Genomic DNA, 14,695 nt, shown 5'->3' on the forward strand with positions numbered 1-14,695 from the left:
GGGCACATGAGTACGCCTACTCAGCTGCCCCAAGAGAAAGCGGAAGCCCCGTGGAGAGATCCACGGGGCTTCCGCCGCACTGTGCACTCGGCAGGATTCGAACCTGCAACCTTCTGATCCGTAGTCAGATGCTCTATCCGTTAAGCTACGAGTGCTTGTCTTGTTCAGTTTTACCGCCGCTCCCGTTCCTTCCGGCCCGTTCGCGGCGACAGGAAGAACATTACATGACTGCCGCCGTCATGTGAAATCCATTGGCCGCACCCCTTGTGACCTGGGCAAATGCCGGTTGCGGGCGGTCGGCAACACAGAAGCCCCAGCCGGGTGGGCCGGGGCTTCCGTGTTCGTGCGGAGGCGGAGGGATTTGAACCCTCGATGGGCTTTAAGACCCAAACCGCATTAGCAGTGCGGCGCCATAGACCGGACTAGGCGACGCCTCCAGACAACAGCACCGTCTCGCGGGCGAGCGCGAGTGGCGCGTGCCGATGATGACACAGTTGAGCGCGCTGTCACCAATCGGCCCCTACGGTACTAGGCGGGCAGGCCGCAGAGCAAAGCCCTTACGGCGTAGTCCACCGGGCCGTCGCGCAACGTCCGGGCGGCCGGCGCGTTGGTCAGGTCATGTTCCAGGTGACCCGCACCCCCGCCGCCCGCCTCCTCGGCGCCGCCGCCCTGTCCGCCGCCGCCCTCGCCTCCGTCTGCGCCGCGCCCTCGGCCGCGGTCGCCGGTCCCGCCGCTCCGGAGGGTGACCACCTCACGGTCACCGTCCGCGACGCCGGCCCGGACATGGACGGCACCTACGAGCTGTACTGCCACCCCGTCGGCGGCGACCACCCCGACACGGAGGGCGCCTGTGCCGTCGTCGACCGCGACACCCGGTGGGGCCAGGAGGTCTTCGCGCCGGTCCCCGAGGGCACCGTCTGCACCATGCAGTACGGCGGCCCCGCCACCGCGCGCGTCACCGGTACGTGGGCCGGACGCCCCGTCGACGCGACGTACGACCGGCGCGACGGCTGCGAGATCTCCCGGTGGGACCGCATGGTGCCGCTGCTGCCCGAGGTGGGGGCCCCGGCCCGGTCGTAGGGCCCGGACGGTCACCGGTCACACGTTCTACGTCACTTCCTCGTGCGACCTCCGTCCCATCCCACACCGTCCGAGGGGCCCCCTCCCTTAGACTCCCTCGCGTGACACGTCGCGGGCCGATTGGCAAGATGGCCCAGGCGGTCGGCAAGTGCGGTAACAGGAGGGAAGCGTCTCGTGAGCAGCAGGCCATCCCGAGGCGCTGCTCGCCTCGCAGCCATACTGGACGCGCTGCCGGACGCGTTGGTCCTGGTCAACGCGAACGGCACCGTGGTCAACGCGAACACCATCGCGCTCGAGGCGTTCGAGACGCCGGGCACCGCGCTGGTCGGGCGGGGGCTCCTTGATCTGCTGCCGCAGTTCGACTCGCGGCTGATCCCGGGCTCCATGCGGCGCCCCGACCACATCGACCCGCGGGCGCGCACCAAGCCGACCCGGATGGTCGCCCGGCGCACCGACGGCTCCGAGTTCCCGGTCGAGGTCACCAGCGCCAACCTGGAGACCGGCCAGCAGGCCTACGACACCTACGGCTACACCGGCGACGAGCTGCTGATGCTGGTCGTCCGCGACCTCTCCGGCACCGTCGACACCGAGGCCGAGCTGGCCCGTTCGCAGCGGCAGACCGAGATGATCCTGCGGGCCGCCTCCGAGGGCGTCGTCGGCACCGACACCGACGGGCGGATCGTCCTCGTCAACCCGGCCGCCGCGCAGATCCTGGGCTACCGGGCCGGTGAACTCGGCGGGCGCGAGCTGCACACCCTGGTCCTGCACTCGCGTGCCGACGGCTCGCCCTTCCCGTACGACGAGTCGCCGCTCGCCGACACCCTGCGCTCCGGGCGCAAGCACCGGGTGCGCGGGCAGGTGCTGTTCGCAAAGAGCGGGGACCAGCTGCCGGTCGACCTGACGACCGCGCCCGTGCGCGACGGCGACCAGCTCGTCGGCGCCGTGATGACCTTCACCGACCGGCGCCCCTACGACGCCCTCGTCAAGGAGCACGAGGAGGCGGAGCGGCGGCACGCCGAGGAACTGGAGCGGCTCGCCGAGGAGCACGCCGCCGAGCTGACCGCGCTGCGCCAGCGGCACGTCGCCGAGCTGGAGGAGCTGAAGGAGCAGCACGCGGAGGAGATCGCCGCGGACGCCGACCGCTACGCCGCCCTCGGCGAGCGGGAGAAGGACCGGTACGAGGCGATCGCCGGGCGGCACGAGCAGCTGCTCACCCTCCTCGGCGACTCCCTGCGCGGCCCCCTGGACGAACTGCGCCGGGAGCTGGCCGCACTCGCGTCGGACGACGCCGGGCAGTTGTGGCCCGAGGCCAACCAGGTGCTGCACCACCTGTCGGCCGGCTACTCGCGCATCACCACCCTCATCGACAACGTCCTCGGCTACCAGCGCCTGGACGTGGGCAACGAACAGGTCGCCCGTACGAAGGTGATGCTCGACGCCGTCGTCGCGGCGGGTGTCGACGGTGCCGTGGAGCTGATCGGGCCGGGGCGGGTGCAGTTCGCCGTGCACGCGCCGCCGATCGAGGCCGAGGTCGACCCCCGGCTGCTGGCCACCGCGCTCGCGCACCTGGTCGCGGACGTCGCCGGCGTCGACGCCACCGGCAACTCGCCCGTGTCGGCGACGGGCGGCTACCTGGACAACACCGTCGTGGTCGCGGCGGCGCAGCGCGGCGAGGTCGTACGCATCGAGGTGCGCGGGCCGTACGCCGGGGGAGACCCGGTGCACGAGCCGATCGTGCGCGGAATCGTGCGGGCGCACGGTGGCGTGCTGCAGACGCACGACGTGCCGGGCATGAGCGGCAGCGCGTTCGTGCTGGAGGTGCCGATCGGCGGCGGCGCGGGTGCCGTCACCGCCCAGGGCGCCGAGCTCGCGCAGATCGCCCCCGCCGTGCCGGACGCCCCTGCCGACTCGGCCGGTGGCGTGGGTGCGCAGGGCAGCACCGTGGCCGTTCGCGAACCGGCTCACGGGGGCGGACGGCGGCGGGCCCGCCGGGCCTCCGTCGACGCGTTCCTGGAGAGCGGGGTCGCCGAGGCGCCGGGCGGCGCGGGAGCCGGGCCCGAGGCGGACTCCGCTCCGACCGGGCGGCGCAGGAGGCGCGCGGCCCAGGCCGAGGCGCAGGCCGGGGTCGAGGCCCGGGCCGGGGCCAGCGCTCAGGGGCAGGGCGGCGACGTACCGGGTCCGCTGCCCGTGCCCGCGCAGGCGGGGCCCGGCGCGGGTGCCGGGGCCGGTGGTACCGGGCGTCGGCGGGGACGGCCCGCGGAGAGTTCGGGCGCCGAGACGGCCGGGGTGCCCCAGGCCGCGCTCGGCGGGGTGTCCGAGGGTGCCGTCGTCATGGCCGGCGAGCACGGCGGCGGGGCCGCGGCGTCCAACACCGGTCTGGGCGGGACCGTGCCGCCACAGGGCGTCCCCGCGCCCACCGGACGCCGGGCCGGGCAGGACGGCGGTGAGCAGCACGCGCTGCCTCCGGCGCTGCCCGCGCAGGCCGGCGGGTCGAACCCGGCAGACCTGGCCGACCCGGCGGACCCTGAGGCCTCCGACCGGCCGACGGGGCGCCGACGCCGTGCCCTGGCCTCCGCCAACGAGCGCGCCGCCGCGCAGGAGGCCGCTCCGCGCCAGGTGTTCGCCCTGCCGCCCGCCGACGCCGACGCCGACCGTCCTTCCGAGGGGGCGGCAAAGGCTCAGGGACGGGTTCAGGAGCCGGGGCAGGTCCAGCCCGGTCGGGTCCGGGTGCCGGGACCCGCCGCTCCCGGTGACGCCGTGCCCGACGAGGGCCGCCACGACGCCGTACCGCACGACCAGTCCGAGGACCACACGCCGCCGCAGCCCCATCCGGCCGAGGCGCCCACGGGACGCCGCCGACGGGCCGGGGCCGCCCGCCCGGCCGACGAACCGGTGCCGGGCCAGGACCAGGCCCAGGACCAGGACCAGGACCAGCGTCAGACGCGGAGTGCGCCCGCCCAGGGCATCCCGGTACAAGGAGCGCCGCCGGTGCACGGAGCCCCCGTGCCCGCCCCGGCCGCCGCCCCCCATACCGAGGCACAGGCACCCCGGCCCGCCGAGTCCGGTGCCGACGCCGCGGCGCCCGCCGCCCCGGGAAGCCCGCGCCCGCGCCGCAGCCGTGGCCCGCCGCCGCGGACACCCAGGGCGCCGGCACGCCCGTACCGCCCGGCACGCCCGTACTGCCCGGCTCCCCGTACCGCCCGGCGCGGCACCGGCGCCTGCGGCACCTGCGGCACCTGCCGCCCCGCAGGGCGTTCCCGCCACCACGCCGAGCCGGGGCACCCCGCTGCCGCCCGAGAACGCGCCCGCCCCTCGCGCGGCACAGCCGCTGCCCGCCGAGGCGTCCGCGCCCGTCGACCCGAACTCGACGCAGGGACGGGCGATCAGTGTGCGGACCCTGGGCCAGGGCGTGCCGTTCAACCGGCAGGCGGTCCAGGTGCAGCAGCCGTCGGCGACCCCGCCCCGCACCAGCCGGGCGGCGGCGGCCGACGCCGCAAGCTGGGCACGCCACCCGACCCGGCGAGCGGCGGGACGGCGCCGTCGGCCCGCCCGCACCCGCCCGCCGAGCAGCCGCCGGGCGCGCAGCCGAAGAAGCAGGCCCCGCCGCAGCCCCCGAGGCAGGCCCAGGACCAGCCGTCCCTGGCCGGCGGTCAGGGACGGCTCGCGCCGGTCACCGAGGGCGCCGGACGGTCGTACGCCATAGGGGCGCCGGACCGGAACGCCGCCGAGGGGCCCGAACCGCTGGACGGACCCGGCGGGGCCGTGGAGGTGGCCGATCCGCCGCGCCCGCAGCCGATGGACGACGAGCTGCCGCCGGAGCCGCTGGACAACCCGCGCCGGCTGCTGGTGTGGCCCGCGCCGGACGTCTCCACGCAGCAGGCGCTCAGCGACCGCGGCTACCGGCCGGTGATCGTGAACTCGCGCGAGGAGGTCGACGCGCAGATCGCGGCGTTCCCGGCCGCGCTGTTCGTGGACCCGCTGACCGGGCCGATCACGCGTACGGCGCTCCAGTCGCTGCGGCAGGCGGCGGTGGCGGCCGAGGTGCCGGTGCTGGTCACGGCCGGGCTCGGACAGGCCTCGCGGGACGCCGCCTACGGCGCCGATCCGGCCGTCCTGCTGAAGGCGCTCGCGCCCAGGGACAGCGAGCAGCATCCGCCGCGCGTCCTGCTGATCGAGGAGCACGCGGAGATCGCGCTGGCGCTGACCTCGACGCTGGAGCGGCGCGGGATGCAGGTGGCGCGGGCGGCGAGCGACGCCGACGCGGTGACGCTGGCGGGCCAGTTCCGGCCGAACCTGGTCGTGATGGACCTGATGCGGGTGCAGCGGCGCCAGGAGGGGTCCGCCGGGATCGTCGACTGGCTGCGCGCCAACGGGCAGCTCAACCGCACCCCGCTGGTCGTCTACACCGCCGCCGTCGACCAGGACGACCTGCCGCGGCTGGCCTCGGGCGAGACGGTGCTGTTCCTGGCGGAGCGTTCCACCAGCGGTGAGGTGCAGTCCAGGATCGTCGAGCTGCTCTCGCGGATCGGGACCAACTGAGGGCGTCCGCGGCGGCACCGGCCGACGGGTCCCTCCGGGTCACCGGTCGACGATGCGGCGGGCCGCCTTCTTGATCGAGGCACGCAGGCCGTCGGTGTCGGCGTCCCCGCCACCGACCAGGATGCGTTTCATCTGCGGCACCACGACCGCCCAGTTGGCCATCGCGACCAGCAGGAACAGGAGGTCGGGCGCCGGGATGGCGTCGGTGATCACGCCGCGCTCCTGGCCGTCCCGCACGGCGGCGACCTTGCGGGCATAGTGCTCCTGGCGCTCGGCCTCGTGCGGCAGCTCGGCGGTGCCGTACTCCATGCCCTCCCAGAAGAGCAGGCGGAGCAGCTCGGGGTGGGCGGCGTGGTAGTCGAGGAGGCGGTCGATCCAGCCCTCGATGTCGTCCGGGTCGACGGGGACGGAGATCGCGAGGTCGAGCATCTTCTTCTCGAGGACGGACGCGAACAGCTCGCCCTTGTTGCCGTAGTAGGCGTAGATCAGCTGCTTGTTGGCCCTGGCCTCGGCCGCGATGCGGTCGATGCGCGCGCCGGCGATGCCGTGGCGGGCGAACTCCGCCACCGCCGCCTCGAAGATCCGGGCCTTGGTGGCCTCGGGGTCCCTTGCTGCCATGGGGCCAGGGTAGCCGGACGGGCGAACCAACCAACTATTTGGTTGACACGACTCGGGAATGCGGGCGAGACTCCCCGGGTTAGTTCCAACCAACCAGTTAGTTGTTAATGCGCGCTCGAAGGAGTCGCTCCGCCCATGCCGTCATCGCCGTCCTCCACCACTCCCGCCCCCACGTCCACCCCGGCCGCCGGGAGGGTGCCCTCCGGGAAGGGGCCGTCCGGCGCCGCCGCACGCCTCTTCCTCCCCCTGATCGCCCTGTGCACCGCCGTGACGGCCGCCAACATCTACCTCGCGGCGCCGCTGCTCCCCCTCATCGCCCACGACATGGGTTCCACCCCGTCGGGGGTCGCCTGGCTCGCCTCGGTCGCCCAGCTGGGATACGCGGCCGGCCTGCTCTTCTTCGCGCCGCTCGGGGACAGCGTGAACCGGCGCCGCCTGGTCGCCGCCCTCTCGCTGGTCGCCACCGCCGCCCTGCTCGCCGCCGCCGCGTCGGCCGGGACCGGCGCGCTCGCGGGCGCCGTCCTGGTCGCCTCGGCCGCCACCGTCGTACCGCAGCTCCTCGTCCCGCTGGTCGCCGAACGCGCCCCCGCCGACCGCCGGGCCCGGCACGTCGCGGCCGTCATCGCGGGCCTGTTCACCGGCGTCGTCGCGGCCCGGGTGCTCGGCGGTCTCGCCGGGCAGGCCTTCGGCTGGCGGGCGGTGTTCGTGGGCGCCGCCGTCCTCACCGCCGTACTGGGGCTGGCGACCGCGTACATCCTGCCGGTGGAGCGGCGACAGCGGCGGGGGCCGCTGTTCGCGGGGCTCGTCGCGATACCGGGACTGGTGCGCCGCTCGCCCGACCTGTGGCGGGCGTGCGTGCGGCAGGCGGGGATGTACGGCGCCTGGAGCGCCCTGTGGACCTCGCTCGCCCTGCTGCTCACGCAGGACGAGGGGTACGGCATGACCACCGCCGCGGCCGGACTGTTCGGCCTGTTCGGGCTGGCGGCGAGTGTCGTCGCGCCGCTCGCCGGGGGAATGGTCGACCGGTTCGGCGCGGCCAAGGTCGTACGGTCCGCGTACGCGCTGGCCGCCCTCTCGGTGCCGCTGTTCTGGCTGGGCGGCCAGGTGATGGCGGCACTGTGCGCCGCAGCCGTCCTGGTGCACGCCGCCCTGGTCGCCTCGCACGTCGCCAACCAGACCCTGGCCCTCACCACGACCTCGGCCCCGGCCACCGCCAACACGGCGTACGTCGTCGCCGGCTTCGCGGGCGGCGCGCTGGCCTCGGCCCTCGCGGGGCCCGCGTTCGGCCACTGGGGCTGGGGCGGCGTGTGCGCCGTGGCGGGGGCCTGGCTGGTGCTGGGGTGGACGGCCACGGCCGTACGCCCGGCGCGGACTGCGCGCACTCCCGGGACTGCGCGGACCGCGCGGACCGCGCGGTGAGGGCGGAGGGGGTGCCGGGCGGGAGGCCGTGCGGCCCGCCGACCGGCATCCTCGTGCCCGCGCCGGTCAGAGGCGGGTGACGTCGAGACCGCCGTCGGCGTACTGCCGGCGCAGCACCTTCTTGTCGAACTTGCCGACGCTCGTCTTCGGCACCGTCTCGATGACCGTCCAGCGTTCCGGCAGCTGCCACTTGGCGATCTTGCCGTCCTCGGCGAGGAAGGTGCGCAGGGCGGCGAAGTCGGTGCTGGCGCCCTCCCTGAGGACGACGGTGGCCAGCGGACGCTCGCCCCATTTGTCGTCCGGTACGGCGACGACCGCGGCCTCGGCGACGTCCGGGTGGGCCATCAGCGCGTTCTCCAGCTCGACCGAGGAGATCCACTCGCCGCCGGACTTGATCACGTCCTTGGCCCGGTCGGTGAGGGTGAGGAAACCGTCCGGGGAGATCGTGCCGACGTCACCGGTCTTCAGCCAGCCGTCCGCGCTGAACTTGTCGTCGGGACGCAGCGGATCGGCCCCGGGGCCGTTGTAGTAAGCACCGGCGATCCAGTTGCCGCGCACCTCCAGCTCACCGGCGGACTCGCCGTCCCAGGGCAGGCGCTCGCCGCCGGGACCGGTGAGCCGGGCCTCGACGCCGGCCGGGAAGCGCCCCTGCGTGAGGCGGTAGGCGAACTCCTCCGGCGTCCCGACCACGTGGGCCGGCGGCCGGGCGATCGTGCCGAGCGGCGAGGTCTCCGTCATGCCCCAGGCGTGGCAGACCCGCATGCCGAGCGCGTCGAACGCCTCCATGAGGGAGGGGGGACAGGCCGAGCCGCCGATGGTGACCTGGGTGAGGGACGAGACGTCGCGGGGCGTGGCCGTCAGCTCGGCCAGCAGGCCCTGCCAGATGGTGGGGACGGCGGCGGCGTGCGTCGGCCGCTCGCCCTCGATCATCGCGGCGAGGGGCGCGGGCTGCAGGAAGCGGTCCGGCATCAGCATGTTCACGCCGGTCATGAAGGTGGCGTGCGGCAGCCCCCAGGCGTTGACGTGGAACTGCGGGACCACGACCAGCGACGTGTCCTGGTCGGTCAGGCCCATCGACTGGGCCATGTTGACCTGCATGGAGTGCAGGTAGATGGAGCGGTGGCTGTAGACCACGCCCTTGGGGTCGCCGGTGGTGCCGGAGGTGTAGCACATGGCGGCCGCGGCCCGCTCGTCCAGCTCGGGCCAGTCGTAGGCGGTCGGCTTCCCGGCGATCAGGTCCTCGTACTCGTGCACCTGGACGGCGGCCCCGTCCAGCAGCGAGCGGTCGCCCGGCCCGGTGACGACGACGTGCTCGACCGTCTTCAGGTGCGGCAGCAGCGGGGCGAGCAGCGGCAGCAGCGAACCGTTGGCGAGCACGACCCGGTCGGCGGCGTGGTTCACGATCCAGGCCAGCTGCTCGGGCGGGAGGCGGAGATTGAGGGTGTGGAGGACCGCGCCCATGGAGGGGATCGCGAAGTAGGCCTCGACGTGCTCGGCGTTGTTCCACATGAGGGTCGCCACGCGTTCGTCGTCGCCGACGGCGAGGTCCTCGCGCAGGGCGTGCGCCAGCTGGGCGGCGCGGGCACCGATCTCGGCGAAGGAGCGGCGGTGCGGCTCGTCCTCACCGGTCCAGGTGGTCACCTGCGAGCTGCCGTGGATGGTCGACCCGTGGGTCAGGATCCTCGATATCAGCAGCGGTACGTCCTGCATCGTGCTCAGCACGGTGTCCTCCCGGGGCGACATTGCCTACGCGGCGGTAAGGGTTGCGCTGATTCTGCGCACATACCGCGCGGTATGTCACTAGTCCCGGGTGATCGATCAGTGGGCGGCGCCGAATACGCGATCCCACCGGGTGTTCACACACCGGGTCATTACCGCACGAACCCCAGCTCAGGGTCCTCGCGGAGCTTGCCGAGGGCCCGGGAGACGGCCGACTTCACCGTGCCCACGGAAACTCCGAGCACTTCGGCCGTACGGGCCTCGCTGAGGTCCTCGTAGTACCTGAGGACGACCATCGCCCGCTGCCGGGCGGGCAGCTTCATGATCGCCCGCCACATCGCGTCGTGCAGGGCCTGCCGCTCCGCCGGGTCGTCGGCCCCGGTCACGGGCTCCGGCTCGGGCAGCTCGTCGCAGGCGAACTCGTCGACCTTGCGCTTGCGCCACTGCGACGTCCGGGTGTTCAGCAGCGCCCGGCGCACGTAGCCGTCCAGGGCACGGTGGTCCTCGATGCGCTCCCAGGCCACGTAGGTCTTGGTGAGCGCGGTCTGCAGCAGGTCCTCCGCGTCGCTCGGGTTCGCGGTGAGCGACCGGGCGGTACGCAGCAGCACCGGCTGGCGTGCCTTCACGTACGACGAGAACGACGGGTACGGGAAGGTCTGCGTCCGTGCCGTGGACGCGGCCGGTGCGGCGGCCCTCGCCGTGGCCGGCGCCATGACTGTGGCGGCGTTCGAAGCGCTGGTGCAGACGGGTGTGGTCATGGCTCAACGCTATGAGCGAGGGAGCACCCGGCGGATCGGCCGCAGGTCCCGAAGCCGAGTCCGCCTCAGGTTGTAGGGGTGGTGTTGGCCCCACCTCCTGTAGGTGGAGTGGGGGAGGAGGGGTACTGCGGGTTGACCCCTGAGGGTTCGCACGAGGCAAGCACCCGTGGGGGCGCGGAGCACCTGCGAGGCGCACTCCGGCAGGGGGCAGGATGCCCCCGCGAGGCCTGCACCCGGCGAGGACGGCCCGGCACCCGCAGCACGGCCGACGCGGACCCGGCCGACGCTGACCGGGCCATCCCGGGCACGACTGACGCGGGCGTGGTCGCCCCGGGCGCGGCCGGCGCGGGCACGGCCGACGCGGGCCTGGTCGACGCGGGCCTGGTCGGCGCGGGCACGGCCTGACGCAGACACGGCCTGACGCAGGCACGAAAACGTCCGGGCGACGGTACCTGAGTACCGTCGCCCGGACGCACTGCGACCCCATGAAGCACACCCGCACAAGTACCGAGGGGCCGGCGCGGCAGCGCACCCGCGCCGGCCCCTCAGCTCACCACCACAGCGGGGAGAAGGTGACGGCCACGTTGTCGTTGCCCTGGTTGATCGACGTGAAGGCGGAGCCGTCGACCTGCGCGGTGTTGCTCTGGTTCGAGGCCCCCGAGCCGACCGCCTGCTGCTGCGTGGTGGACGAGTTGCCGTTGTTGTCGTCGCCGACGCCGCTGCCGATGATGCCCGCGGAAGCGCTGGCGGCGGTCGCGTTCGATCCGTCGTCCGCGAAGGCGCCGTTGTCCGCCGTCGCCACCCCGCCGAGGAGAGCGGCGGCGAGCGGAAGGGCGGCAACGGCGGCGACGACACGGGCGGTACGGATGCTTGCCATGTTGTTCCTCCAGAACAAGTGCGCACCGGCTTCCAGCCGACAACGCGAGAAGTACGTGAACTAGGGCTGTTGCCAAGGCAGTTGGCCGACCGCCTCGACGCTGTGCACGACGTCGCGTGATCAGAGTTGCCCACCGAATCCCCGGCGAACCACCCCGGAAGCCCTGATTCGCCCTCAAGCGTGAGGACAAGTCGATAAACCCCTTTGCTTCCCTTCCTCCCCATGCCGGGACAGCACGGACGACTCCACCTCAAGCCCCGCAAGAGGTGAAGCGTTCCGCCACTTTCTCCCCGCACCCCTCCCTCCCCGGCGTGTCGCATCCCTCACCCTTCCCTTTCTCGAACATACGTACGAACATAGACCCATGGCCACCACCGACCGGCGGGCCAAGACGCTGGCCCTCGCACACGCCCTGTCAGCCGCGGAACGCGGACTGGCCGTCATCCCGCTGGCCCGGACGAAGCTCCCGGCGCTGCGTTCCCCGCACCGCGACGCCCCGGCCACCGAGCCCTTCGCCTGCCGCGGCGAGTGCGGCCGCTTCGGTCACGGTGTCCACGACGCCTCCACCGACCCGGACCGCGTCCGCGCGCTCTTCGCCGCCGCCCCGTGGGCCACGGGCTACGGCATCGCCTGCGGCCTTCCGCCGCATCACCTGATCGGGGTCGACCTGGACACGAAGTCGGCGGCGGTGCCGACGGACTCCGCCACCGCCCTGCGCGAACTGGCCCTGCGCCACCTGTTCACGATCCCGCCCACGGTCGTCGTCCTCACCCCCAGCGGAGGCCGCCACCTCTGGCTGACCGGCCCGCCGGACCACGTCGTCCCCAACTCGGCGGGCCGCCTCGCCCCCGGCATCGACATCCGGGGCGCCGGCGGCTACCTCGTCGGCCCCGGCTCCCGCACCCGCCACGGCGCCTACACGATCGCCCCCGGCACGTCCCACCTCAGGCCGGCGCCCTGCCCGCCCGCGCTCCTGCGCCTGCTGCTCCCGCCCCCGGTCCGACGTGCCGACGGCGAGTCGACGGGCGACGGACGCGGCCTCGTCCAGTTCGTGCTGGCCGCCCACGAGGGCCAGCGCAACACCCGCCTCTTCTGGGCGGCCTGCCGCGCCTACGAGAACGGCGTCGGCGCGGCCCTCCTCGCCCCCTTGCTGGACGCCGCCCGGACCACCGGCCTGACCGAACGCGAGGCCCGAGCGACGATCGCGTCGGCGGCCCGCATGACGGCCCGACACCCCTGACGGACCCGACCCCGAGCCCCGCAGCCCGCAGCCCGCAGCCCGCAGCCGCCCCCACGCGACACGGCCCACCCGGCACAAGCAACCGAAAGACCCCGATGCACGACCGTCCCAGAGTGCCGACCCTGTCGCTGACCCGGATCGTCCTGTCCTGCGGCCGCAGCGTCGAGCTGACCGAACTGCGCCTGACCCCGACCTACGGCGACATGCCGGCGGGCTACCCGTGCCGCCCCGTGAACGACCTGCGCATCCGGGCACTCCTGCACACCGCCGCCGGGTTGTCCCCCACCGTGCCGGTGCACCTGATCCCACCGCCGCGCGAGTACCCGGACCAGTACGCGGGCGCCTTCGGCCCCGTCGAGACACTCCCGCGCGTGGCCTGCGTCGGCCGTTTCTCCTCCATGCCCCTGGCCCCGGCCAAGGACCCGGTCGCCCACCGCTCCGGCCTGACCGTCATCTGGTTCCAGCCGACGCCCCGGGTCCCGGACCCGTACGACACGGACCCCGCCCTGCGGCAGGTCGACTGGACGTCCTTGGCACAGGACTACGAGTTGGAAGGCCTGCCGTACGGCCCCTGAGCCCCCGGCCGACCGCTGCCGCTCTCCCCCGTGCCCCTGCCCGCCTCCGTCTCGTCCTTCTGCCACGGCCGGACCCCCAGCTCGCCGGTGGTGCCGAGGTCGAGGTGCGGGGCGACCGTCACCGGGTCGGACCCGGCCTCGGCCCGGACCCTGACGTAGGGCACGGTCACCGCCTCGCCGAACTCGGTGGTGTTGCGCCACGCCAGCCCCGACACGGCGGACTCCCCGGGCAGCAGCGTCACCGGCCGCGGCGGCCCCTCGTCCCCGCCCGCCATCGGGATGCCGTCGGTACCGCGCAGGATCTCGATCCCGTCCACCGGCCGGTGCTCGGCGTCGAGCAACTGCAGTACCGGGTAACCCTCCAGGGAGTACGTCCGGCTCCCGCAGTTCTCCAGGTGCAGCCCCACGACACGCAGCCCCATCGCCGCGTCGCCCTGGTCGGCGGTCAGCCGCAGCCCGGACGCCGGGCAGGAACTCGCGGGCGCCGGCGCCTCGTCGGAGGGCACCCGCTCCACGTCGAGGATCCGCACCCGCCCGGCATCGAGCGCCCCGCCGCCCGGATACGCACCGTGCTCAAGAGTCCTCCGCACGGTCTTCCCCGCCCCCACGGAGGCCACCGTCTCCTCGACGTTCGACATCGCCCGGCCCTGCTCGTCCATCAGGGAGAAGGTGATGGTGTACGTGAAGGGCTCGGCCCCCGGGTTGGTCACCTCGTACTGAACGGCACACGGCCCGGCCGCTCCCCCGCCCCCCGGCAGACTGTCCGCCGTGACAGACACCCCGGGCCGCTGACTCGCCTGCCCACCGGGCGAAGCACTCCCCCCGGCCCCGTCCCGCTCCACGGTCCCGAGGACCCGGACCCCGTCCCGCTCGGCACCGGCGCCGTTCGCGCCACCGGAAGCCCCGTCGCCGGCGGCGGCACCGCCCGCACACGGCCCCTTCGTCTCCCCACCACCCCCTGCCGCGGACCCGGCGGTCTCAGTACCGCAGCCACCCAGCACAAGACCGGCCACAAGAACACCGGAGACCGCCAACACCGTGCGGAACGGGGGAATTCGCATCGCCCCACCCCACCAGCCCCACCGCACCCGGGCCATGGCGGAAGCCACACCTCCGGTCACAGCCCTGTCACAACCACAACGCCGACGGCCCCTGACCACAACACCTGGTCAGGGGCCGTCAAACACCGCGGTGGGTGTGGGATTTGAACCCACGGTGACTTGCGCCACGACGGTTTTCAAGACCGTTCCCTTAGGCCGCTCGGGCAACCCACCTGTGCGCCGTCCACCAGGGGCGGAGCGGGTACAGCGTACCGGGCCGGGGCGCCGCGCGGGGTCTGTGGTCGCCACCTGGTGCGTAGCCCCGGGACAGCGGCCCGGGGCTGCGTCGGCTCTGCTATTCCGGGATCGTCACTGCTGGGATTCCCTTTCTGTCACAGGGTGATCAGGGCGCGGCCGGCGTGCTTGGGGTCGGCCAGGGGTCTCAGCGCCAGGCGGACCAGGGCGAGGGGATTGTCGTCGCCGGCTATGCGGTTGGCGCTCAGCTCACCGCAGGAGGCGCACTGGTGGATGATCATCCACTCGCCGTCGGTGCGGACGGACATGCCCAGCGCCTCCATACGCCCACGGCAGTCCGCGTCGCGGTCCCCCGGTGTCTTCCGGTCGACGTGCAGGCTGGCCAGACAGTTCGGGCAGTGGTTGCGGTGCGCGGTGCCCGGGGCGGCCGGGGAGACGTCGAGGCGGCAGGACGTGCACCGGAAGTCGTTGGCGCGGTGGCCGCCCCGGGTGTGCAGGACGTCCTTGTGCCGCTGCGGACGCCGCCGCTGTTGCTGCCCGCGGCTGCTGTGGTTGTTGCGTGGCATGGTGCCGCT

Annotated in this window: 11 protein-coding genes, 3 tRNA genes and 1 pseudogene; 6 read left to right on the forward strand and 9 right to left on the reverse strand. The window is 73.9% G+C overall.

Features of this window, described 5'->3' with window-relative positions; genetic code table 11:
• Positions 1 to 82: 82 nt before the first annotated feature.
• Together Sru02f_RS37565 and Sru02f_RS37570 are read right to left on the reverse strand one after the other, a co-directional pair.
• Positions 83 to 155: transfer RNA gene (locus Sru02f_RS37565), tRNA-Arg, on the reverse strand.
• Between the two features lie 191 nt (positions 156 to 346).
• Positions 347 to 437, reverse strand: a tRNA-Ser gene (locus Sru02f_RS37570).
• A gap of 181 nt (positions 438 to 618) precedes the next feature.
• On the opposite strand from Sru02f_RS37570, the gene Sru02f_RS37575 reads away from it, so the two are divergent.
• Both Sru02f_RS37575 and Sru02f_RS37580 read left to right on the forward strand, forming a co-directional pair.
• A complete protein-coding gene (locus tag Sru02f_RS37575) occupies positions 619 to 1,080 on the forward strand; it encodes an SSI family serine proteinase inhibitor (protein ID WP_109029084.1) in 462 nt (153 codons plus the stop codon).
• A gap of 174 nt (positions 1,081 to 1,254) precedes the next feature.
• A pseudogene (locus Sru02f_RS37580) lies at positions 1,255 to 5,619 on the forward strand (PAS domain-containing protein).
• Between the two features lie 39 nt (positions 5,620 to 5,658).
• Here the strand turns inward: Sru02f_RS37580 and Sru02f_RS37585 are convergent.
• A complete protein-coding gene (locus Sru02f_RS37585; protein WP_109029086.1) occupies positions 5,659 to 6,237 on the reverse strand; it encodes a TetR family transcriptional regulator in 579 nt (192 codons plus the stop codon).
• A 135-nt stretch (positions 6,238 to 6,372) separates the two neighbouring features.
• On the opposite strand from Sru02f_RS37585, the gene Sru02f_RS37590 reads away from it, so the two are divergent.
• Positions 6,373 to 7,656 (forward strand): MFS transporter, encoded by a 1,284-nt coding sequence (locus Sru02f_RS37590; RefSeq protein ID WP_109029087.1) that lies wholly within the window; start codon positions 6,373 to 6,375, stop codon positions 7,654 to 7,656.
• 66 nt (positions 7,657 to 7,722) lie between these two features.
• Here Sru02f_RS37590 and Sru02f_RS37595 read toward each other — a convergent pair whose 3' ends face one another.
• A complete protein-coding gene (locus Sru02f_RS37595) occupies positions 7,723 to 9,399 on the reverse strand; it encodes a long-chain fatty acid--CoA ligase (protein ID WP_109029088.1) in 1,677 nt (558 codons plus the stop codon).
• A 128-nt stretch (positions 9,400 to 9,527) separates the two neighbouring features.
• On the reverse strand, positions 9,528 to 10,133 hold the full coding sequence (locus tag Sru02f_RS37600) for a SigE family RNA polymerase sigma factor (RefSeq protein WP_167469263.1): 606 nt from the start codon (positions 10,131 to 10,133) through the stop codon (positions 9,528 to 9,530).
• A gap of 132 nt (positions 10,134 to 10,265) precedes the next feature.
• Here Sru02f_RS37600 and Sru02f_RS37605 point away from each other — a divergent pair, with 132 nt between their 5' ends.
• On the forward strand, positions 10,266 to 10,538 hold the full coding sequence (locus tag Sru02f_RS37605; protein WP_167469252.1) for a hypothetical protein: 273 nt from the start codon (positions 10,266 to 10,268) through the stop codon (positions 10,536 to 10,538).
• Between the two features lie 145 nt (positions 10,539 to 10,683).
• On the opposite strand, the gene Sru02f_RS37610 is transcribed toward Sru02f_RS37605, so the two are convergent.
• Positions 10,684 to 11,010 carry a hypothetical protein gene (locus Sru02f_RS37610; protein WP_003974960.1) on the reverse strand — a complete coding sequence of 109 codons (327 nt, stop codon included), beginning with the start codon at positions 11,008 to 11,010 and terminating at the stop codon, positions 10,684 to 10,686.
• Between the two features lie 364 nt (positions 11,011 to 11,374).
• Between Sru02f_RS37610 and Sru02f_RS37615 the strand changes: the two genes are divergently transcribed.
• On the forward strand, positions 11,375 to 12,250 hold the full coding sequence (locus Sru02f_RS37615; protein ID WP_109029092.1) for a bifunctional DNA primase/polymerase: 876 nt from the start codon (positions 11,375 to 11,377) through the stop codon (positions 12,248 to 12,250).
• Positions 12,251 to 12,345: 95 nt separating this feature from the next.
• On the forward strand, positions 12,346 to 12,825 hold the full coding sequence (locus tag Sru02f_RS37620; protein WP_109029093.1) for a hypothetical protein: 480 nt from the start codon (positions 12,346 to 12,348) through the stop codon (positions 12,823 to 12,825).
• Here the strand turns inward: Sru02f_RS37620 and Sru02f_RS37625 are convergent.
• The 3 genes from Sru02f_RS37625 to Sru02f_RS37635 all read right to left on the reverse strand — a co-directional run bounded on the left by Sru02f_RS37625 (position 12,792) and on the right by Sru02f_RS37635 (position 14,686).
• A complete protein-coding gene (locus Sru02f_RS37625; protein ID WP_167469264.1) occupies positions 12,792 to 13,886 on the reverse strand; it encodes a DUF4232 domain-containing protein in 1,095 nt (364 codons plus the stop codon). The two genes, Sru02f_RS37620 and Sru02f_RS37625, sit on opposite strands and share 34 nt — an antisense overlap.
• Before the next feature lie 128 nt (positions 13,887 to 14,014).
• Positions 14,015 to 14,099: transfer RNA gene (locus tag Sru02f_RS37630), tRNA-Ser, on the reverse strand.
• Between the two features lie 158 nt (positions 14,100 to 14,257).
• Entirely contained in the window at positions 14,258 to 14,686 is a 429-nt protein-coding gene (locus Sru02f_RS37635; protein WP_109029095.1) for an RNHCP domain-containing protein, read from the reverse strand.
• Positions 14,687 to 14,695: the final 9 nt, after the last annotated feature.

It is taken from the genome of Streptomyces rubrogriseus, from assembly GCF_027947575.1.
GTDB lineage: Bacteria > Actinomycetota > Actinomycetes > Streptomycetales > Streptomycetaceae > Streptomyces > Streptomyces rubrogriseus.

Bases quoted from the DNA above. Each gene is read 5' to 3' on its own strand.
- Sru02f_RS37575 (WP_109029084.1), top strand. From the start codon at position 619: ATGTTCCAGGTGACCCGCACCCCCGCCGCCCGCCTCCTCGGCGCCGCC.
- Sru02f_RS37585 (WP_109029086.1), bottom strand. From the start codon at position 6,237: ATGGCAGCAAGGGACCCCGAGGCCACCAAGGCCCGGATCTTCGAGGCG.
- Sru02f_RS37590 (WP_109029087.1), top strand. From the start codon at position 6,373: ATGCCGTCATCGCCGTCCTCCACCACTCCCGCCCCCACGTCCACCCCG.
- Sru02f_RS37595 (WP_109029088.1), bottom strand. From the start codon at position 9,399: ATGTCGCCCCGGGAGGACACCGTGCTGAGCACGATGCAGGACGTACCG.
- Sru02f_RS37600 (WP_167469263.1), bottom strand. From the start codon at position 10,133: ATGACCACACCCGTCTGCACCAGCGCTTCGAACGCCGCCACAGTCATG.
- Sru02f_RS37610 (WP_003974960.1), bottom strand. From the start codon at position 11,010: ATGGCAAGCATCCGTACCGCCCGTGTCGTCGCCGCCGTTGCCGCCCTT.
- Sru02f_RS37615 (WP_109029092.1), top strand. From the start codon at position 11,375: ATGGCCACCACCGACCGGCGGGCCAAGACGCTGGCCCTCGCACACGCC.
- Sru02f_RS37620 (WP_109029093.1), top strand. From the start codon at position 12,346: ATGCACGACCGTCCCAGAGTGCCGACCCTGTCGCTGACCCGGATCGTC.
- Sru02f_RS37625 (WP_167469264.1), bottom strand. From the start codon at position 13,886: ATGCGAATTCCCCCGTTCCGCACGGTGTTGGCGGTCTCCGGTGTTCTT.
- Sru02f_RS37635 (WP_109029095.1), bottom strand. From the start codon at position 14,686: ATGCCACGCAACAACCACAGCAGCCGCGGGCAGCAACAGCGGCGGCGT.